Source organism: Kribbella sp. NPDC043289, assembly GCF_056436705.1.
Genome location: NZ_JBWKCB010000002.1, coordinates 1,173,022 through 1,188,891, shown reverse-complemented (window position 1 = coordinate 1,188,891; position 15,870 = coordinate 1,173,022). Strand labels below are relative to the sequence as shown.

Sequence of the window (15,870 nt, the reverse complement as noted above, 5' to 3'; positions counted from 1 at the left end):
CAGCTAGCAGGCCGCTCTGAAGTTCCGCACGGCCCGACAGTGGAATCTTCACCCAGTTCTAACGCACTCCGGGCCTGGCCGGTTCAGTTATTGCCAGGGATCGAACGTGCTCGAACGTGGCAACCAGTGAACCGCTCGCCCTGCCGTGCGCGACGTCGGCGAGCGCGCGGTCCACGGCCTCGAACGGGACCACCGTGGTGTGCGCGGCGACCGGCAGCCGAGCGACCAGGCGGAACAGTTCCTCGCCGTCGCGACGGGTGTTGGAGGTGACGCTGCGCAGGTCCCGCTCATGGAACAGGTGCCGCTCGTAGTTCAGCACCGGTACGTCGGACAGGTAGATTCCCGCGACCGCCACAGTTCCACCGGGCTTGAGGGATGCGAGCGCATACGGGACCACGTCACCGGCCGGCGCGAAGACGATCGCCGAGTCCAGCGGCACCGGCGGCGAATCGGCCGTCTTCCCCACGAACGCAGCACCCAACTCGCGGGCCAACTCCCGGTTCCCCGCGCCGCGGGTCATCACGAACAGCTCGGCGCCCTGGGCGGTCGCGATCTGCGCCGTGAGATGCGCACTGGAACCGAACCCGTAGATACCGAGCCGACCACCCGGCGGCAGGTTCGCGCGGAGCAGCGAGCGGTAGCCGATGATCCCGGCACACAGGAACGGCGCGAGCTCGACCGCGGCACGGTCCGTCGGCAACGCGTAGGCGTAGTCCTGCGGCACCACGGCGTACTCCGCGAAGCCGCCGTCGGCGTCCCAGCCGGTGTACGTCGACCGCGGGCAGAGGTTCTCGGATCCTTTGCGGCAGAACTCGCACACGCCACACGTCCCCCGCAGCCACGCGATGCCGACGCGATCTCCGACAGCGAACCGGTCGGCCGACGGACCGCGGTCGACCACCGACCCGACGGCTTGATGACCGGGGACGACGCCGGGCTGCTTCGGTGGCAGGTCACCCTCGGCCAGGTGCAGATCGGTGCGGCAGATCCCGCAGGCCTCGACCTGCACGAGCACCTCGCCCGGAGCGGGTTCCGGAACGGGACGACGTACCTGCCGGAGTGGACCGCTGTCGATGGGTCCTGGACGCTCCACTGCCCACGCCTGCATCTGGTCAGCCATGTCTCCATCATGCGACGCGGCGCAGCGCGCGCGAGCGACGCTCGGCGACCTTCGACCCCGACTCCCGACGCGCCATCCGCCGCAGTACGACGGGAGCGAGCAACAGTCCCGCAACGGCCCAGAGTCCGAGGACCGCGGCCGTCTCAAGATGCCGCCAGGACTCGCCGACCTCCACGACGACCGCTTCGGGCGGCAGCAGCGCGGACCGCATGCCGAGGCCCATCCAGTAGACCGGGGTGAGCTGACCGATCCAGGCGACCCATCCGGGCAGGGCGGTCAGCGGATAGAAGATGCCGGAGATCGCGATCAGGCCGAGCATCGGCAACTGGATGAGGCCCTGTGAGCGGGCCGTAGTGAAGACCGAGCCGAGGATCGCGCCGATCGGCAGCGTCGCGATCAGTCCGAGCACCAGTACCCAGATCAGGGTGAACCAGTGCGCGGAGCCGAGCGCGATCCCGTCGACCAGGAACAGGCCGGGGATCAGCAGGATCGTGAGATCGACGAGCAGCCCGCCGGCGACCGAGACGACCTTGCCGACGACGTACCCGGTCATGCCGTTCGGGATGGCCTTGGCGCGCAGCAACGTGCCGTCCTCGCGGTCGGCGGTGAGTTGCTGGCTCATGCTGACCATGCCCATCGCGGCGTTCATCCCCAGGATGCTCGGCAGCGCGAGGGCACCGAGGAGCAGACCGGTGGAGCCGAAGTCGTGGTGCCGGAGGAAGAACAATGCGACCAGCATCAGCACCGGCCAGAGGAAGTGGCTGAACAGTTCAGGACCGTTGGTGAACGACTGGCGCAGTTCGATCAGTCCACGCTGCCAGCCCACTCGGATCGTCATCGTTGCTCCCGGACCAGGCTGAGATAGGTGTCTTCGAGCGAGGCTCGGCGTACCTCGAGATCGCCGAGCGCGTCGCCGTACGTCGCGAAGAGGTCGCGGACGAACGTGGTCGACTCGGTGGTCGACTTGCGGTACGGCTGACCGTCGACGGACCAGCGGACCTCGTCCTCGCCCGCGATCAGCGCGGTGAGCTCGGCCGTCGTTCCCGCGGCGATGATCCGGCCCGCGGTGAGGACGAGGATGCGGTGCGCGAGTTTGCTCGCCTCGTCCAGGTCGTGGGTGGTGAGCAGGATCGTCGTACCGTGCTCGGCCGCGAGCCGGCGGACCAGCTCGTGGAACTCGGACCGCGCCTCGGGGTCGAATCCGGCGGTCGGCTCGTCCAGGAACAGAACGTCGGGGCGACCAACGATCCCGATCGCGACGTCGAGCCGGCGGCGCTGCCCACCGGAGAGGGTCTTCACCTTCTGCCCGCCGGCCGCGGTCAGACCGACGGCCTCGAGCAGCTCGCCGGTCGGCCAGGGACGCGGCGCGGCCGATGTCGAGTACGGCGCGTAGTAGCTGCCGAGATGATGCAAGAGTTCCCGCACCCGCCAATTGCCGTGGTCGCGCCAGGACTGCAGCACGATCCCGATCCGGGACCGCCAACGCTCGTCGCCCGCGGCCGGATCGACCCCGAGCACCTCCACCCGGCCCGCCGACCGCAACCGGAAGCCTTCGAGGATCTCGATCGTGGTGCTCTTCCCGGCACCGTTCGGACCGAGCAGCGCAAGCACCTCACCCGGTCGCGCGGCGAACGAGACATCGTGCAGGACCTCGGTCTCGCCGTACCGCATCCGCAGACCGTCCACTGTCAGAACCATGCGTCGAAGCTATGTTGCGTTCACTCAACCAGCAATCACGCCGTCGCGCTGACGCATCGCGAAACCCTGTAAAACATGACAATCTGTGCAATGAGACTGCGACAGAATGCAATTCGTTGCAATGACTATGACGGTAAACGCGCGGAGGCGACCGATGCCCGGAGGCAGACTGAGTCACCAGGACCGGCTCGACATCGCGGCCGGCCTGGCCGACGGACTCGGGTACGCCGAGATCGCACGGCAGCTGCAACGCCCGACCTCCACGGTCAGCCGGGAGATCGCCCGCAACGGCGGCGCGGGCGGCTATCGGGCCGACCACGCCCACTACGCGACCGCCTCCCGCGCCCGGCGCCGCAGACCGGTCTCGCCACGAACGGGCCGGCGTACGACCGATCCACGGCAGGAGTACGTCGAGCGGTTCGCGACGATGATGGTCGACGGTGGGCTCCCCAGGATGGCGTCCCGCGTACTCGCACTGCTCTATACGTCCGACTCACGCACCCTCACCGCGGCCGACCTCGTCCGGGACCTCCGGGTCAGCCCCGCGTCGATCTCGAAGGCGATCGGTTATCTCGAACGGGTCGGGATGGTGTACCGCGAGCCCGATCCGGTGCGCCGCCTGCAGCATTATGTGATCGCCGAGGACGTCTGGCTGAAGGCGTGGGAGGTGAGCGCGCGGACGAACCACAACTGGGCCGAGACCGCCGCCGAGGGCGTCGAACTGGTCGGGCGGGACACTCCGGCGGGCGAGCGGCTGACCCAGATGGCGGAGTTCTTCCAGCGACTCAGCGAGGACATGTCAGGTGGCGCCGGCTTCCAGGACTGCCTTTCGGTCCTCGCTGTTGTCTGGCAGGCCGAGCGGCAGCTCGCCGCGGACGAGGTCGCCGCCGCGTTGAGCTGGCCGCTCGAGCGGGTCGAGGATGCGCTTGCCTACGCGATCAAGAGCTCGGGCGCGATCAAGAGCTCAGGGCAGGAGCTTGCGGAGCAGGCGGCGAGTCAGGGCGCCGTCGGCGAGGCCTAGCTCGACGAGGTCGTCGAAGATGCGTTGATCGGCGGCGGCCGCGCGGATCCCCGCGTCGAGGATCCGGTCGGAGCGACTCAGCTGCGCGACCAGCGCGGTGTGACGCAGGTGCCTGGCGAGCAGCCGCGAGGTCCGGCGACGGTACGGCGTACCCGCGTCGGAACTGCCTGCTCGGAGGGCGTCCGCGATCGACCGGCCCGCGAGCAGACCCGTGGCGACCGCGTAATAGATGCCCTCGCCGGTCATCGGGTTGATCAGTCCGGCCGCGTCACCGGCGAGCAACACGGAGCCGCGCGCGGGGCGCCAACCCCAGCCGGCGAGCGGGAGGTGGTGGCCCCACCAGGACTCGCCGCCTTCGGTCGAGCCCGGGAGCAGCGCTTCGAGGTTGGCGAGCAGGTCGGCGCGAGTCGGGCGTGGCCGGGTGCTGGTCAGCAGTTCGCCGTACCCGACGTTGGACCAGCCGTCGCCGCGGTCGAAGGACCACGCGTACGACGGTTGCCGGCCGGGACCGTACGCGATCACCTGGCTCGCCGCGCGCGCCGCCGGGGTCTGGGCGTACCCACGGATCGCGAGCGCGACCGGACCGGGTTTGATCCCGAGCTCCCGCCGTACGACGGAGTGGGCGCCGTCCGCGCCGACCAGGAAGCGGCCGTGCAGGTCACCGTCGACCGTGACCGAGCCACTCTGCAACTCGATCCCGCGGACGCGGCGACGGACGAACTGCGCACCGGCCGCCTGAGCGGCATCGACGAGTCGCTGGTCGAACACGGTGCGCGGCACTACCCAGGTCGGTCGCGCCATCTCCCGGTCGACGCCGGCCTGACCGCGGTTGAGCACGAAGCGGCGTACCGGGGTCCAGTCGTCGAGGATTCCGCTTACGCCGACACCGGCGAGCAGGTCCAGCACGTGCGGCGCGATCCCGTCACCGCAGGCCTTGTCCCGCGGGAACTCGTGCCGGTCGAGCAGCAGAACCGAAAGACTCGGATCCGCCGCCAACACCCCCAGCGCCGTCGCAGCCCCCGCTGGTCCGGCCCCGGCAATCACCACATCCCACACATCCGCCTCCCGTGGTCCAGCTCAGTCTCGCAGCCGCCCGCGGAGGCGAGGAACCCGGATCGTCAGGTACCGGGACGACGTCCAGGCTTGTTGGTACGGCGGGCACTCGTCCGGCGCCCGCGCGGCGTATGAGAACCGACAGAGCCCGACGCGGTCACCGGCCGCGCCTCGTCGGGATCAACCACCTTCGGGGGCGGCGGGACGAAGACCGGGATGGTCTCCTCGTCGTCCGGGACGACGACCGGAGGAGGAGGTGGCGGCGGGGCGGCCGCGCGGGCAGCCGACTCCTTGCTGACCCGCGGCCGCGGCGCGGCGACCGCCGGAGCGGCGATCGGCGGGCGAGCGTGCTGCCGACGGTGCGGCAGCTTGGTGCGCATCTCGATGCCGAGCGCATCGATCAGTTTGCTGCACGCAACGATCGCGAGGGCGACCGCGAACACCGTGCACCCGGCGAACAGCACCGACTGGCCACCCGACGACCAGTTCGACGGGGTGGTGCGGACCATCGCGGCGATCATCGCCACCACGATCGAGTTGGTGATGCCGAGAGCAATGGCCAGGCCGACCGTGCGGATCAGCACGCCGCGCTGCAGCCCGACATCGTCGGCAGCCGCGACCAGTCCGGCGATCAGACCCGCCAGCACCGGCACTGTATAAACAAGCGCCAGTGTCAGCCCGGGGCTGGCCACGAGGTAGAAGACGTCGAAGACCAACGCGGTCCCGGTCAGCGCCGCGGCGAAGCACACCACCATCGGTGGGTACGCGCGCAGGATCGCGACCGTGTCCGCGGGCACGGTCCGGAACATCCGCAGCGCCACAAGCAACGACTCATCCCCTCTTCTTCCCCATTGTGCATGGACACCAGCACCCTGAGTGAGATTCACCGGTCAGCGAGTCGCGGAGTCCGTGCCGGCAGTAATGGAGTCGAAGCGGGGTTCGAGTCGAAGCGGTGGTACGCCGGTCCGTCGCCAGACCGATCTGGCGACGGACCGGCGTACGGCCTAGGCGGCCGCCTGCATCGGAGTCAGTTTCTCCCGCAGGTCGTCGAGGATCCGGCGAAGGACCCGGGAGACCTGCATCTGGCTGACGCCGATGTCCTTGCCGATCTCCGACTGGGTCCAGCCCTCGACGAAACGCAGCTGCAGGATCCGGCGATCGCGTGCACCGAGACCGGCGAGGACCGGTTCCAGCATCTCGACGGTCTCCAGCTGGTCGATCGTGGCGTCGTCGTCATCGGCAACGACATCTGCCAGGGTGAGCTCGGCATCCGCCTCGGCCGGGCGGTCCAGCGACAGCACGTTGAAACAGCCCTTGGCTGCCAGCGCCTGCTCGATCTCGGTCACCTCGACCTCGAGGTGCGCGGCCAGTTCGGCCGGCGTCGGCTCGCGGTTCAGCTCCTGCTCCAGCACCGGCAGCTTGCTCGCGATCGTGCCTTGCATCTCCTGCAGCCGGCGCGGGATCCGCACCGTCCAGGCGCAGTCCCGGAAGTACCGCTTGACCTCGCCCCGGATGGTCGGAATGGCGAACCCGATGAACGGGGTCTCCGCCTCCAGTTTGTAGTGGTGGGCTGCCTTCACCAGCCCCAGGTACGCGACCTGTTCCAGATCATCGGCCTCGGCTCCACGTCCGCGGAAGCGGCGCGCGATGCCCTGGGCCATCTCCAGGTTGAGTTCGACGACCTGCTCTAGAAGTTCCTGCCGCTCGCCTTCGGCGGTGCTGGCAGCCCGGCGTTCCATCAGCTCCCGGGTGGCTGCTTCGCGGGCGGCCCGGTCTGTCGGGGCGCCGCTGTGGGCCGAAGCCCGTTCCATCGTGCTCGTAACCATTGGTATGACCTCGCGACTGTTGTCACGGCGTGGCACTTAGCTGAACCACGGTCATGCCTCCAAGAGAAGTCGTACCCACGAGTCCGGATCTCATGCGTGAGTTCGGAAGATCGGTCCAAACCGTCACCGCTCGCGACCGGACGCGCCCGTCAAGCGGCCGTTTGAGCGGTCGTTCGTGCGCGACACCATCACAGGAAGTAAGGGTGCGGACACGCGCCCCCAAACCGTGTACGATGCAAATGCAAGGCCAAATGCACGTGCATATGCCAAGGACGTATGGAAGGTGCAGCTGATGACTGCGATCTACAACGGCATGCCCGGCGACTCGAACAGTGCGCTGATCTGGAAGAAGAGCCAGCGAAGCGGCCCCAACGGAAACTGTGTCGAGGTCGCGAAGCTGTCGGACGGTGGTGTGGCGGTGCGCAACTCGCGCTTCACCGACGGCCCGGCCCTGGTGTTCACGAAGGCCGAGATCGAGGCGTTCCTCGGCGGCGTTCACGACGGCGAGTTCGACTCCCTCGCCTGAGCACCACAACCGCGGTACAAGAGCAGTACTGAGTAATAGAGACGCAACACAGAGCAAGGGCCCCTTCGCCAGGCGAGTGACGAAGGGGCCCTTCTGTATGCCCTGGGACGGGCCTGACGGCGGGTACGCCGGGACGCCGGCCGGAAGGTCAGCGGCGGCCGGGCGGAGACATGGAAACGCCGGGACCAACTCTCCGGCGAGAGTCGGTCCCGGCGTGCCTGAGGGGCAGGTCAGGAGATGCTGACAGGGCTACTGGACGGTGAGTGGCCAGAGCTGTTCGCTCGGCAGCTCGGACGCCTTCCCGGTGGCCGCATTGTCAACGGTGATTCGCAATCCGGTGAACTTCGGGGTCATCACCCGCTGGTACCGCGACGCGCGGTCCGGCTCGGCGACGTACTCGGCGATCAGGTGGTCACCCAGCCAGATCCGCACCATCTTCCGTCCTCCTACTGCTTTGTCGGTGGTCATGGGGCCAGACTCACGATCGGGTCACCGTCGAGATGACGGACACCGCGCAACCAGCCCTCGAAGGCCCAGCGCTGTTGCTCGGGGCAACGCGCGACCAGATCCTGGATCTCCCGCTCCGTCAGCTCCTCGGGAGCGCGGCCGCCGGACATCGTGGCGGTCTGCTCCACAACTCCACTGTCGTTGTCGTTCATCGACTCGGGTTCCCCAACCAGTCATGCCGACGGGGGGCCGCCGGCGGTCTGTAGGACCGGCCTGCCGGTTCACGCGATGTCACTTTTCGCGAGATCCAGCTCACCTTCTGTGCATGAATCAATCATGGCGTCGGCACGCGGCGAATGCAAGCGCCCGATGCACGTGCATCCGCACGTTTTCCAATTCGAGACCACTTCGGCGCCGTTTGAGCCTGGATCGGGGGTGTCCGAACCTGGACGAACGGTGTTCGACGGCATGTTGACCGGCTACTTTGTACTGACAAAGCAGCCTGACACGGCATCGGCTACTCTTACGCTCCGTGATCGCTGGTACGGAATCGACGCTCCTTTGTAAGAACTTCGGCAGTTCAGCTCCCTGCCGTGCGATGATGTGCACTTGCGGTTGAAATTGCCGCTGATGAACATTGCTGGGGCCGCTGGGAGGTGGGTGTGACCGAGTCGGGCGCGCAAAGCGGACCGACCGCGCTGCGCATCATCCTCGGCGGGCACCTTCGCCGGATGCGGGTGGCAGCAGGGATCAGCCGATCCGACGCGGGGTGGGAGATCCGGTCGTCGGAGTCCAAGGTCAGCCGGATGGAGCTGGGCCGGGTCGGCCTCAAGGAACGCGACGTCCGCGACCTGCTCACGCTGTACGGCGTCGACGACGCGGAAGAGCGGGAGCGCCTGCTCGCGCTCACCCGCGAGGCGAACAACCCGGGCTGGTGGCACCGCTACGGCGACGTGCTGCCGAGCTGGTTCCATTCTTATCTGGACCTCGAGGCCGCCGCGCAGCTGATCCGTGTCTACGAGCTGCAGTTCGTCCCCGGGCTGCTGCAGACCTCGGACTACATCCGCGCGGTGATCCAGCTGGGCCGCGGGATGATCGCGGCCGAGGAGGTCGAGCGCCGCGTCGCGCTGCGCACCAACCGGCAGGTTGTGCTGACCCGTCCGGACCCGGTACGCATCTGGGCCGTCGTCGACGAGGCGGTGCTGCGGCGCCCGATCGGTGGCGTGAAGACGATGATCGAGCAGCTGGACTACCTGATCGATGCGTCACAGCTGCCGAACGTCACGCTCCAGGTGATGCCGTTCCACGTCGGCGGCCACGCGGCCACCGGTGGCGCCTACAGCATCCTGCGGTTCCCGGAGCAGGACCTGCCGGACATGGTCTACATCGAGCACCTGAGCAGCGCGCTCTACCTCGACAAGCTCGAGGACCTCGACCAGTACACAGCCACCATGGAAGCCCTCTGCGTCGCGGCCCCACCCCCGAACAAGACCCGCGACATCCTCACCAACATCCGCAAGGACTTCGAGGCCTGACCCGAGCTGGTCAGCTGTTGTCGGTGAGCCAGGTGATGAGGGGTTTGGTGGCTCGCCAGTCGGTGCGGATCTGGGTGACCAGGTCGGCGGTGTGGATGACGGGCTCGAAGCCGTAGCTCTTGCCGACGCTCAGGGACTTGTGGCGGAGCAGATCGATGCGCGGGTGGTCCGCGTCGTACCCGCGTGGGCTGGTCTTGAGCTTCTCGCCGCCGATCTCCCAGCCGGCCTTGCCGAGGGTGGCCAGGATCTTCTCCAGCTGCCGGCCGCGTCGGTCCTCGTCGATCGCCGCACGGACCCGGCCGAGGCGCTCGGAGCTCGCCTCGTAGAAGCCGGCCCCGACCCGGACACCGGGCGCGGATACTTGCACGTACCAACCGGTCGCCGGCGCGACCGCGATGTACGCACCCTGGTGGGTCTTGTACGGCGTCTTGTCCTTCGCGAACCGGACATCACGGTACGGGCGGAAGAGCTTCGCGGGACCGAACTCCTCCTCGAGCTCCGTCAGCAGCTCCGCCATGGGCGCCCGCACCGACTCCTCGTAGACCTGCTTGTGCGCGGTCCAGAAGCTCTTGGTGTTGTCCATTTCGAGATCGTCGTAGAAGTCCAGCGCCGCAGCCGGAAACCCGGTAAAACTCATGGGGCAACGATAGTTCGCCCGACGAGGAGGACCGACACCGAGATGCGCGCCATCCAGGTCACCGAGTTCGGTGGCCCCGAAGTCCTCGTCCCGACCGAACTCGACCCGCCGGTCGCCGGCCCCGGCCAGCTGCTCGTCGCGGTGAGCGCGGCCGGGGTGAACTTCGCCGACACCCATCGCACCGACGGCTCCTACCGCGGCGGCGTGACGCTGCCGTTCGTCCCCGGCGTCGAGATCGTCGGTCGCACGGACACCGGCCGCCGGATCCTCTCCCCCATCTTCGAGACCGGAGGTGGGTACGCCGAGTTCGCGCTTGCGCCCGCGCACCGCGTGGTCGACGTACCGGACGGGGTGAGCGACGGGCAGGCACTCGCGGTGCTGATCCAAGGACTGACGGCCTGGCACGTACTGCGGAACAGCGCGCGCCTCGGGGCCGGAGAGTCCGTACTGGTGAACGCGGCCGCCGGCGGCGTCGGCTCGCTGGCGGTCCAGCTCGCCAAGCACTTCGGCGCCGGTCAGGTGATCGCGACCGCCTCCACGCCGGCCAAGCGCGAGCTGGCGCTGCAGCTCGGCGCCGACGTTGCCGTGGACAACAACCCGAACGGCTACGCGGACCGGATCCGGGCAGTGGCCGCGGGCGGGGTGGACGTCGTACTGGACTCGACCGGCGGCCCGACGATGCTGGCCGGGCTCGACTGTCTCGCCGGCTTCGGCCGCCTGGTCAACTACGGCAACGCCGGTCGTGAGGGCCGGCCCGCGGTCGACCCGAGCGCGCTTGCCCAGCGCAACCTTTCGGTCGCCGGCTTCTGGCTGGTCCCGGCGATGGAACTCCCAGGCGGGTACGTCGAACCGCTCACCGAACTCCTCGCTCTGACGGCCGCCGGCAAACTCCACCCACTGGTCGGCGCGGAGTACCCGCTCGAGCAGGCACGCCGCTCACACGAGGACCTCCTCGCCCGCCGGACCACGGGGAAGGTCGTACTCAAGCCCTGAAGAACGCCCGGATGTCCGCGGCCAAGGCCTCAGGCTGTTCGAGCGCGGCGAAGTGGCCGCCGTGGGGATGGCTGGTCCAGCGGACGATGTTGTCGCTGTCGGCAACCTTGTGCCGCAGCGGGATGAAGTTCTCGTGCGCCAGGTCGAGCAGCGCGGTCGGCGTCCGCGACGGTTCGGCCGGTTGCCCCCAGTACGGCGCGTGCGCGCGTTCGTAGTAGATCGCGCCGGCCGATCCCGCGGTCCGGGTGAGCCAGTAGAGCATGACGTTGGTGAGCAGTGCGTCGCGATCGACCGGGCGCGCCGGATCGGTCCAGGTCGCGAACTTCTCCGCGATCCACGCCAGCTGCCCGACCGGCGAGTCGGTCAGCGCGTAGGCGAGAGTCTGCGGGCGCGTCGACTGCAGATCGGCGTACCCCTGCTGCTCGGTCGCGAACTCCTGCTGCCGGCGCCACGACGCCCAGGTCCGCTCCCGCTCGGCCAGGTCGAGCGGCGCGAGTTCCTCCGGCGTCGGCTCGGAGCTCGCGCCCGCACCCGGGATCAGGTTGAGGTGTACGCCGATCACGCGGCCGGGATCGATCCGCCCGACCTCCCGGGAGATCGCCGCACCCCAGTCGCCGCCCTGTACGCCGTACCGCTGGTAGCCGAGCCGGGTGGTCAGCTCGGTCCACGCGCGCGCCACCCGCTTGAACTCCCAGCCGGGTTCGGGGGTCGGGCCGGACAGCGTGAAGCCGGGAATCGTCGGGAGGACGAGGTGGAAGTCGCTGAGCATCCCGGCGACCTCGGTGAACTCGACGATCGAGCCCGGCCAGCCATGGGTGAGGACAAGAGGGATCGCCTCTGGGTCCGGCGACGGGATGTGCGCGAAATGGATCCGCGCACCGTCGATCGTGGTCGTGTACTGCGGCCACTCGTTCAACCGCGCCTCGGCGGCGCGCCAGTCGTAGGAGTCCCGCCAGTACTCGACCAGCTCCTGGAGATAGCCCAGCGGTACGCCGCGGGACCACCCGGCGCCCGGCATCTCGTCAGGCCAGCGCACTAGCTCCAAGCGCCGGCGCAGGTCGTCCAGCTCGCTGTCGGGCACGTCCAGCCGGAACGGTTCGATCGTCACTCCGGCACCTTGTCGCACCGGGTCAGGCTCCGCAAAGGAATTCAGCCCACCGAAGTCAGTGCACCCGGATTCAGGCGCCCCGGGGTCAGGCGGTGACCTTCGCGCTGCTGCGGTCGCGGACCACCTTGACCGCGACGGCCGCGATCAGGCACAGGACGCCGGCACTGATCACGACCGTGACCAGGGTGCTGGCGCCGTTCAGCGCGTTGTCGCAGGACATCGGCGTGATGCCGCCGGCCGGCTGGAACGCCGAACCGCAGTCCGTCCCGCTCGCCGAGACCGACCGGAAACCGAGCAGCGCCCCACCGAACAGGAGCACCAGCCCGACGACACCGAGAATCTTGTTCAGCGTGATCACAGTGCGACCGGATCCGCTGGTGGTGGGCATGCCGACGGCACGCCCCGTGAGCCCCGTAGCACTTCGTTCACTCCTGACTTCGACGGACCACCCAAGAATCGAAGGTACGGTCCGGCCCGCGAGGATCCCCACCCCGGCAGCCGGTCAGGATCGATTCTTCACAGAGTCCTTACTCAGAACATGACCGACTGTGACGGTGATCTCAGATCAAATGGAAGTCACTGTCAGCCGAGACGTTCCTCCAGATGCACGGTGACGTCCTCCCCCGGCTGTTTGCCGAGCAGGCCGCGCAGCTCGCCCTTCACGGGCAGTTTGTGGGTGCCGTCACCGAGCGCCATGAACGAGCTCTCGAACGGGTGCCCGTCCATCGTGCCGCGGACCTTCACCAGCCCGCGCGTCCCGAAGTACTCCGCCGAACCCGGCATCTGCAGGTAGGTCCAGCCGCCCTTGGCGTCGCTCTTCAGCAGCGGCGCGGTGAACGTCTTGTCCAGCTTTCCGGTCTTCTTGCTCATCGTGAGCTCCTCTCTACACGCCTAGGTAGAGGCTGCCGACGGCCTTTCGACATCTTCGGTCAATTTATTCTGGGATCGTGCAGATGATGATCCGCCGGGCCGGGCGGGACGACGTACCGGCGGTGCTGGCCCTTCTCGACGGGGCAACGAAATGGCTGGTTGCCCGCGGCCGGACGGAGCAATGGGGTACGGCGCCCCATTCGACGAGCCCGCGGCGGGTCCAGCAGATCACCGGGTTCGCTGACGACGGCGGATTGTGGGTCGCTCAAACGAATGATCACGTCGTCGGCGCGCTCGCGGTCGGGGCCGCGATGGAGTACGTGCCGCCGGCAACCGAGCCCGAGCTGTACGTCCGGTTGCTCGTCACGGACCGCGCCTCGGCCGGGCAGAACATCGGCGGCGTACTGCTCGACCACGCCCGCGAGCTGGCCCGCGCGGACGGCGTACACCTGCTCCGCGTCGACTGTTTCGCGGGCGGCGACGGTGCGCTCGTCCGGTACTACGAGCGGCAGGGGTTCACGCGGGACGTCGCGTTCGCCGTACCGCGGGTCAATGAGCCGGACTGGCCGGGTCAGGTGCTTGCCCAGCGGTTGTGACCGACCGGTGAACCGTCCCGTGCGCGTCGCTGCAATGGGCCGACGGCTCGTCGCCGGTCGCGTGGTCGACCTGGAGCGTTGAGTGCGTCAGGTGGTGGCGGTCGGCAAGCAACTGCTCGATCCGGACCCGGATCTGGTGACAGTCGAGGGCCTCGGCAACCAGGATGTGCGCGGAGGCCGCCGGCTCGCCGGAGGTGATCTCCCAGACGTGCAGGTCGTGCACCTCGACCACCCCGTCGATCGCGCACAGCTCGGCGCCGAGCGCCTGCGGGTCGATCGCGCTCGGGGCGGCCTCGAGGAAGATCCGGCCGGAGTCGCGGACCAGCGAGATCCCGGCCTTGAGCATCAGCGCGGCGACCACCAGCGCGGCGATCGCGTCGGCGCGGGCGAAGCCGGTGAGCAGGACGACGAGACCGGCGATCGCGGTCGCGATGAACGCGAACAGGTCGTTCAGGATGTGCTGGAACGCGCCCTCGACGTTCAGGCTGGAGCGGTTCGCCTTGCTGATCAGCCAGGTGGCGAGCAGGTTCACCACGATGCCGACCAGGCCGGTGACGAGGACGAGCCCACCCTTCACCTCCGGCGGGTGGATCATCCGGCTGACGGCCTCGTAGACGAAGTACACCGCGAGCAGGAGCAGCGTGATGCCGTTGGCCTGCGCGGAGAGGATCTCCACCCGCTTGAAGCCGTAGGTGAACCCGCCGGCCGGTGGTTTCGCGGCGAGCCGGATCGCCAGCAACGCGAGCGCGATGGCGATCGCGTCCGTCAGCATGTGCGCGGCGTCCGTGACCAGGGCCAGCGATCCGGCCGCGAGACCCACCACGACCTCGGCGGCCATGAAGCCGACGATCAGCGCGAGCGCACCGCTCAACAGCTTCTTGTCCGCGGCCGCGGAGACCCCGTGGCCGTGCCCATGTCCCGCGCTCACGAGTCGGCCCTCTCCGGGTGGATCGCGTCGGTGTGCTCGGTGTGCGCGACCGCGAGATCCAGCAGCATCCGCACGTGCGCGTCGTCCAGCCGGTAGAACGCGTTCCGCCCATCCCGCCGTACGCCGACCACGCGGTGTGCCCGCAGCAGTCGCAGGGCATGCGACGTGGCGGACTCGCTCAGCCCGGTGATCGCGGCCAGATCGCAGACGCACAGCTCCCCGTCGAGCAGGGCGACCAGCAGCTTCAGCCGCCGCGGATCGCCGAGCAGGCTGAACACGTCGGCGGTGTCGACGATGTCGTCCTCGCCGGGCATCCTGGCATGGACGCTCGCCACCCGCTCCGGGTCGACCAGACGGACGTTGCAGGAGTCGTGCTGCACATCTGCAGAACTCTTCATATGTTCACGGTAAGCCATCACACCGCGCCGGGCAACCGTGACCTTCAGTGCACGGGGTGGTTCACGGTCCACTTCTCTTCGATCCGGCCGTACTTCCAGATCGCCTGCGCGACCAGCCAGGTGACGACGAACAGCCCGACGATCGCGTAGCCGACGTAGTTCAGGTCGACGGCGGCGATCGCGGCCAGCGGACCGTGCTCGATGTGCAGCCTGTCGGTGAGGATCGAGATCAGTTCGATGCTGCCGATCACCAGCGCCACGGCGACCGACAGGCCGGTGATGGTGATGTTGTAGTAGACCTTGCGGACCGGTTTCGCGAACGCCCAGCCGTAGGCGAAGTTCATCAGGCAGCCGTCGATCGTGTCGAGCAGACTCATCCCGGCCGCGAACAGGATCGGCAGCGTCAGAACGGCGTACCAGGGCAGGCTGAACGCGGCGGCGCCACCGGCCAGGACGAGCAGGCTGACCTCGGTCGCGGTGTCGAAACCGAGGCCGAAGAGGATGCCGATCGGGTACATCTGCCACGGGCGGCTGACCGCCTTCGTGACGCCGGCCAGGATGCGGTTCAGGAAGCCACGCTGATCGAGGTGGTGCTCGAGCGACGCCTCGTCGTACTCGCCGGTGCGCATCCGGCGGAAGACCTTGAGCACCGCGACCAGGACCACCAGGTTGAGGGCCGCGATCAGGTACAGGAAGACGCCGGAGACCGCCGTACCGACGAGGCCGGTGATGTGTTGCAGGCGGGACGAGTCGTCGGCGACCTGGCCGGCCAGCGTACGGACGCCGAGCCCGAGCAGGAAGCACAGCACGAACACCACGGTCGAGTGCCCGAGCGAGAACCAGAACCCCACCGACAACGGCCGCCGCCCGTCGGCCATCAGCTTCCGCGTGGTGTTGTCGATCGCCGCGATGTGGTCAGCGTCGAACGCGTGCCGCATCCCCAGCGTGTACGCCGTGACGCCCAGCCCGACCCCGAACACCCCGGCCGACCCCAACAGGTAATGCCGCGGCGCCACCACCAGCGCCAGCACTCCCCACCCCACCAGATGCAGCAACAGCACAAACCCAGCCATCGCCCCCACCGAGCCCCACTCCCGCCCGGTAATCCCCATCC

20 protein-coding genes are annotated in these 15,870 nt (G+C 68.6%); 5 read left to right on the top strand and 15 right to left on the bottom strand.

What is annotated here, in order from left to right; all coding sequences use genetic code 11:
• Positions 1 to 58 precede the first annotated feature (58 nt).
• The 3 genes from AC0662_RS17490 to AC0662_RS17480 are packed head-to-tail and all read right to left on the bottom strand — an operon-like array spanning position 59 to position 2,818.
• Positions 59 to 1,120 carry a zinc-dependent alcohol dehydrogenase family protein gene (locus AC0662_RS17490; RefSeq protein WP_478301690.1) on the bottom strand — a complete coding sequence of 354 codons (1,062 nt, stop codon included), beginning with the start codon at positions 1,118 to 1,120 and terminating at the stop codon, positions 59 to 61.
• Between the two features lie 7 nt (positions 1,121 to 1,127).
• Positions 1,128 to 1,958, bottom strand: a complete 831-nt coding sequence (locus tag AC0662_RS17485; RefSeq protein ID WP_478301688.1) for an ABC transporter permease — start codon at positions 1,956 to 1,958, stop codon at positions 1,128 to 1,130.
• Positions 1,955 to 2,818, bottom strand: a complete 864-nt coding sequence (locus tag AC0662_RS17480; RefSeq protein WP_478301686.1) for an ABC transporter ATP-binding protein — start codon at positions 2,816 to 2,818, stop codon at positions 1,955 to 1,957. The genes AC0662_RS17485 and AC0662_RS17480 overlap by 4 nt, the downstream gene beginning before the upstream one ends.
• Before the next feature lie 154 nt (positions 2,819 to 2,972).
• Between AC0662_RS17480 and AC0662_RS17475 the strand changes: the two genes are divergently transcribed.
• Positions 2,973 to 3,839 carry a GbsR/MarR family transcriptional regulator gene (locus tag AC0662_RS17475; protein WP_478301683.1) on the top strand — a complete coding sequence of 289 codons (867 nt, stop codon included), beginning with the start codon at positions 2,973 to 2,975 and terminating at the stop codon, positions 3,837 to 3,839.
• Here the strand turns inward: AC0662_RS17475 and AC0662_RS17470 are convergent.
• The 3 genes from AC0662_RS17470 to AC0662_RS17460 all read right to left on the bottom strand — a co-directional run bounded on the left by AC0662_RS17470 (position 3,783) and on the right by AC0662_RS17460 (position 6,703).
• Complete coding sequence (locus tag AC0662_RS17470; protein ID WP_452195209.1) at positions 3,783 to 4,886, bottom strand: NAD(P)/FAD-dependent oxidoreductase; 1,104 nt, start codon at positions 4,884 to 4,886, stop codon at positions 3,783 to 3,785. The two genes, AC0662_RS17475 and AC0662_RS17470, sit on opposite strands and share 57 nt — an antisense overlap.
• A 71-nt stretch (positions 4,887 to 4,957) precedes the next feature.
• Complete coding sequence (locus AC0662_RS17465; protein ID WP_452195608.1) at positions 4,958 to 5,713, bottom strand: hypothetical protein; 756 nt, start codon at positions 5,711 to 5,713, stop codon at positions 4,958 to 4,960.
• Positions 5,714 to 5,896: 183 nt separating this feature from the next.
• Positions 5,897 to 6,703 (bottom strand): SigB/SigF/SigG family RNA polymerase sigma factor, encoded by an 807-nt coding sequence (locus AC0662_RS17460; RefSeq protein WP_452195207.1) that lies wholly within the window; start codon positions 6,701 to 6,703, stop codon positions 5,897 to 5,899.
• A 307-nt stretch (positions 6,704 to 7,010) separates the two neighbouring features.
• On the opposite strand from AC0662_RS17460, the gene AC0662_RS17455 reads away from it, so the two are divergent.
• A complete protein-coding gene (locus AC0662_RS17455) occupies positions 7,011 to 7,244 on the top strand; it encodes a DUF397 domain-containing protein (protein WP_478301680.1) in 234 nt (77 codons plus the stop codon).
• Between the two features lie 249 nt (positions 7,245 to 7,493).
• Here the strand turns inward: AC0662_RS17455 and AC0662_RS17450 are convergent, their stop codons facing one another.
• Both AC0662_RS17450 and AC0662_RS17445 read right to left on the bottom strand, forming a co-directional pair.
• Positions 7,494 to 7,712 carry a hypothetical protein gene (locus tag AC0662_RS17450; protein ID WP_452195203.1) on the bottom strand — a complete coding sequence of 73 codons (219 nt, stop codon included), beginning with the start codon at positions 7,710 to 7,712 and terminating at the stop codon, positions 7,494 to 7,496.
• Positions 7,709 to 7,903 carry a hypothetical protein gene (locus AC0662_RS17445; protein WP_478301678.1) on the bottom strand — a complete coding sequence of 65 codons (195 nt, stop codon included), beginning with the start codon at positions 7,901 to 7,903 and terminating at the stop codon, positions 7,709 to 7,711. The genes AC0662_RS17450 and AC0662_RS17445 overlap by 4 nt, the downstream gene beginning before the upstream one ends.
• Positions 7,904 to 8,353: 450 nt before the next feature.
• Here AC0662_RS17445 and AC0662_RS17440 point away from each other — a divergent pair, with 450 nt between their 5' ends.
• Positions 8,354 to 9,226, top strand: coding sequence for a helix-turn-helix domain-containing protein (locus tag AC0662_RS17440; protein WP_452195200.1), 873 nt, complete (start codon positions 8,354 to 8,356; stop codon positions 9,224 to 9,226).
• Positions 9,227 to 9,236: 10 nt separating this feature from the next.
• Here the strand turns inward: AC0662_RS17440 and AC0662_RS17435 are convergent, their stop codons facing one another.
• Complete coding sequence (locus tag AC0662_RS17435; protein WP_452195198.1) at positions 9,237 to 9,863, bottom strand: DUF2461 domain-containing protein; 627 nt, start codon at positions 9,861 to 9,863, stop codon at positions 9,237 to 9,239.
• Positions 9,864 to 9,905: 42 nt separating this feature from the next.
• On the opposite strand from AC0662_RS17435, the gene AC0662_RS17430 reads away from it, so the two are divergent.
• Positions 9,906 to 10,856: a quinone oxidoreductase family protein gene (locus AC0662_RS17430; protein ID WP_452195196.1), complete on the top strand. Its 951-nt coding sequence runs from the start codon at positions 9,906 to 9,908 to the stop codon at positions 10,854 to 10,856.
• Here the strand turns inward: AC0662_RS17430 and AC0662_RS17425 are convergent.
• The 3 genes from AC0662_RS17425 to AC0662_RS17415 all read right to left on the bottom strand — a co-directional run bounded on the left by AC0662_RS17425 (position 10,846) and on the right by AC0662_RS17415 (position 12,834).
• A complete protein-coding gene (locus AC0662_RS17425; RefSeq protein ID WP_452195194.1) occupies positions 10,846 to 11,964 on the bottom strand; it encodes an epoxide hydrolase family protein in 1,119 nt (372 codons plus the stop codon). The genes AC0662_RS17430 and AC0662_RS17425 overlap by 11 nt on opposite strands.
• Before the next feature lie 85 nt (positions 11,965 to 12,049).
• Positions 12,050 to 12,322, bottom strand: coding sequence for a hypothetical protein (locus AC0662_RS17420; protein ID WP_478301675.1), 273 nt, complete (start codon positions 12,320 to 12,322; stop codon positions 12,050 to 12,052).
• A gap of 224 nt (positions 12,323 to 12,546) precedes the next feature.
• Entirely contained in the window at positions 12,547 to 12,834 is a 288-nt protein-coding gene (locus AC0662_RS17415) for a DUF1905 domain-containing protein (protein WP_478301673.1), read from the bottom strand.
• A gap of 83 nt (positions 12,835 to 12,917) precedes the next feature.
• Between AC0662_RS17415 and AC0662_RS17410 the strand changes: the two genes are divergently transcribed.
• On the top strand, positions 12,918 to 13,430 hold the full coding sequence (locus tag AC0662_RS17410) for a GNAT family N-acetyltransferase (RefSeq protein WP_452195606.1): 513 nt from the start codon (positions 12,918 to 12,920) through the stop codon (positions 13,428 to 13,430).
• On the opposite strand, the gene AC0662_RS17405 is transcribed toward AC0662_RS17410, so the two are convergent.
• Genes AC0662_RS17405 through nicT form a run of 3 tightly spaced genes read right to left on the bottom strand, consistent with a single transcriptional unit; the run spans position 13,384 to position 15,868 of the window.
• Complete coding sequence (locus tag AC0662_RS17405) at positions 13,384 to 14,358, bottom strand: cation diffusion facilitator family transporter (protein ID WP_478301671.1); 975 nt, start codon at positions 14,356 to 14,358, stop codon at positions 13,384 to 13,386. The two genes, AC0662_RS17410 and AC0662_RS17405, sit on opposite strands and share 47 nt — an antisense overlap.
• Complete coding sequence (locus AC0662_RS17400) at positions 14,355 to 14,756, bottom strand: ArsR/SmtB family transcription factor (protein WP_452195187.1); 402 nt, start codon at positions 14,754 to 14,756, stop codon at positions 14,355 to 14,357. The genes AC0662_RS17405 and AC0662_RS17400 overlap by 4 nt, the downstream gene beginning before the upstream one ends.
• Before the next feature lie 44 nt (positions 14,757 to 14,800).
• Positions 14,801 to 15,868: a Nickel transporter NicT gene (gene nicT / locus AC0662_RS17395; RefSeq protein WP_478301669.1), complete on the bottom strand. Its 1,068-nt coding sequence runs from the start codon at positions 15,866 to 15,868 to the stop codon at positions 14,801 to 14,803.
• Positions 15,869 to 15,870 lie beyond the last annotated feature (2 nt).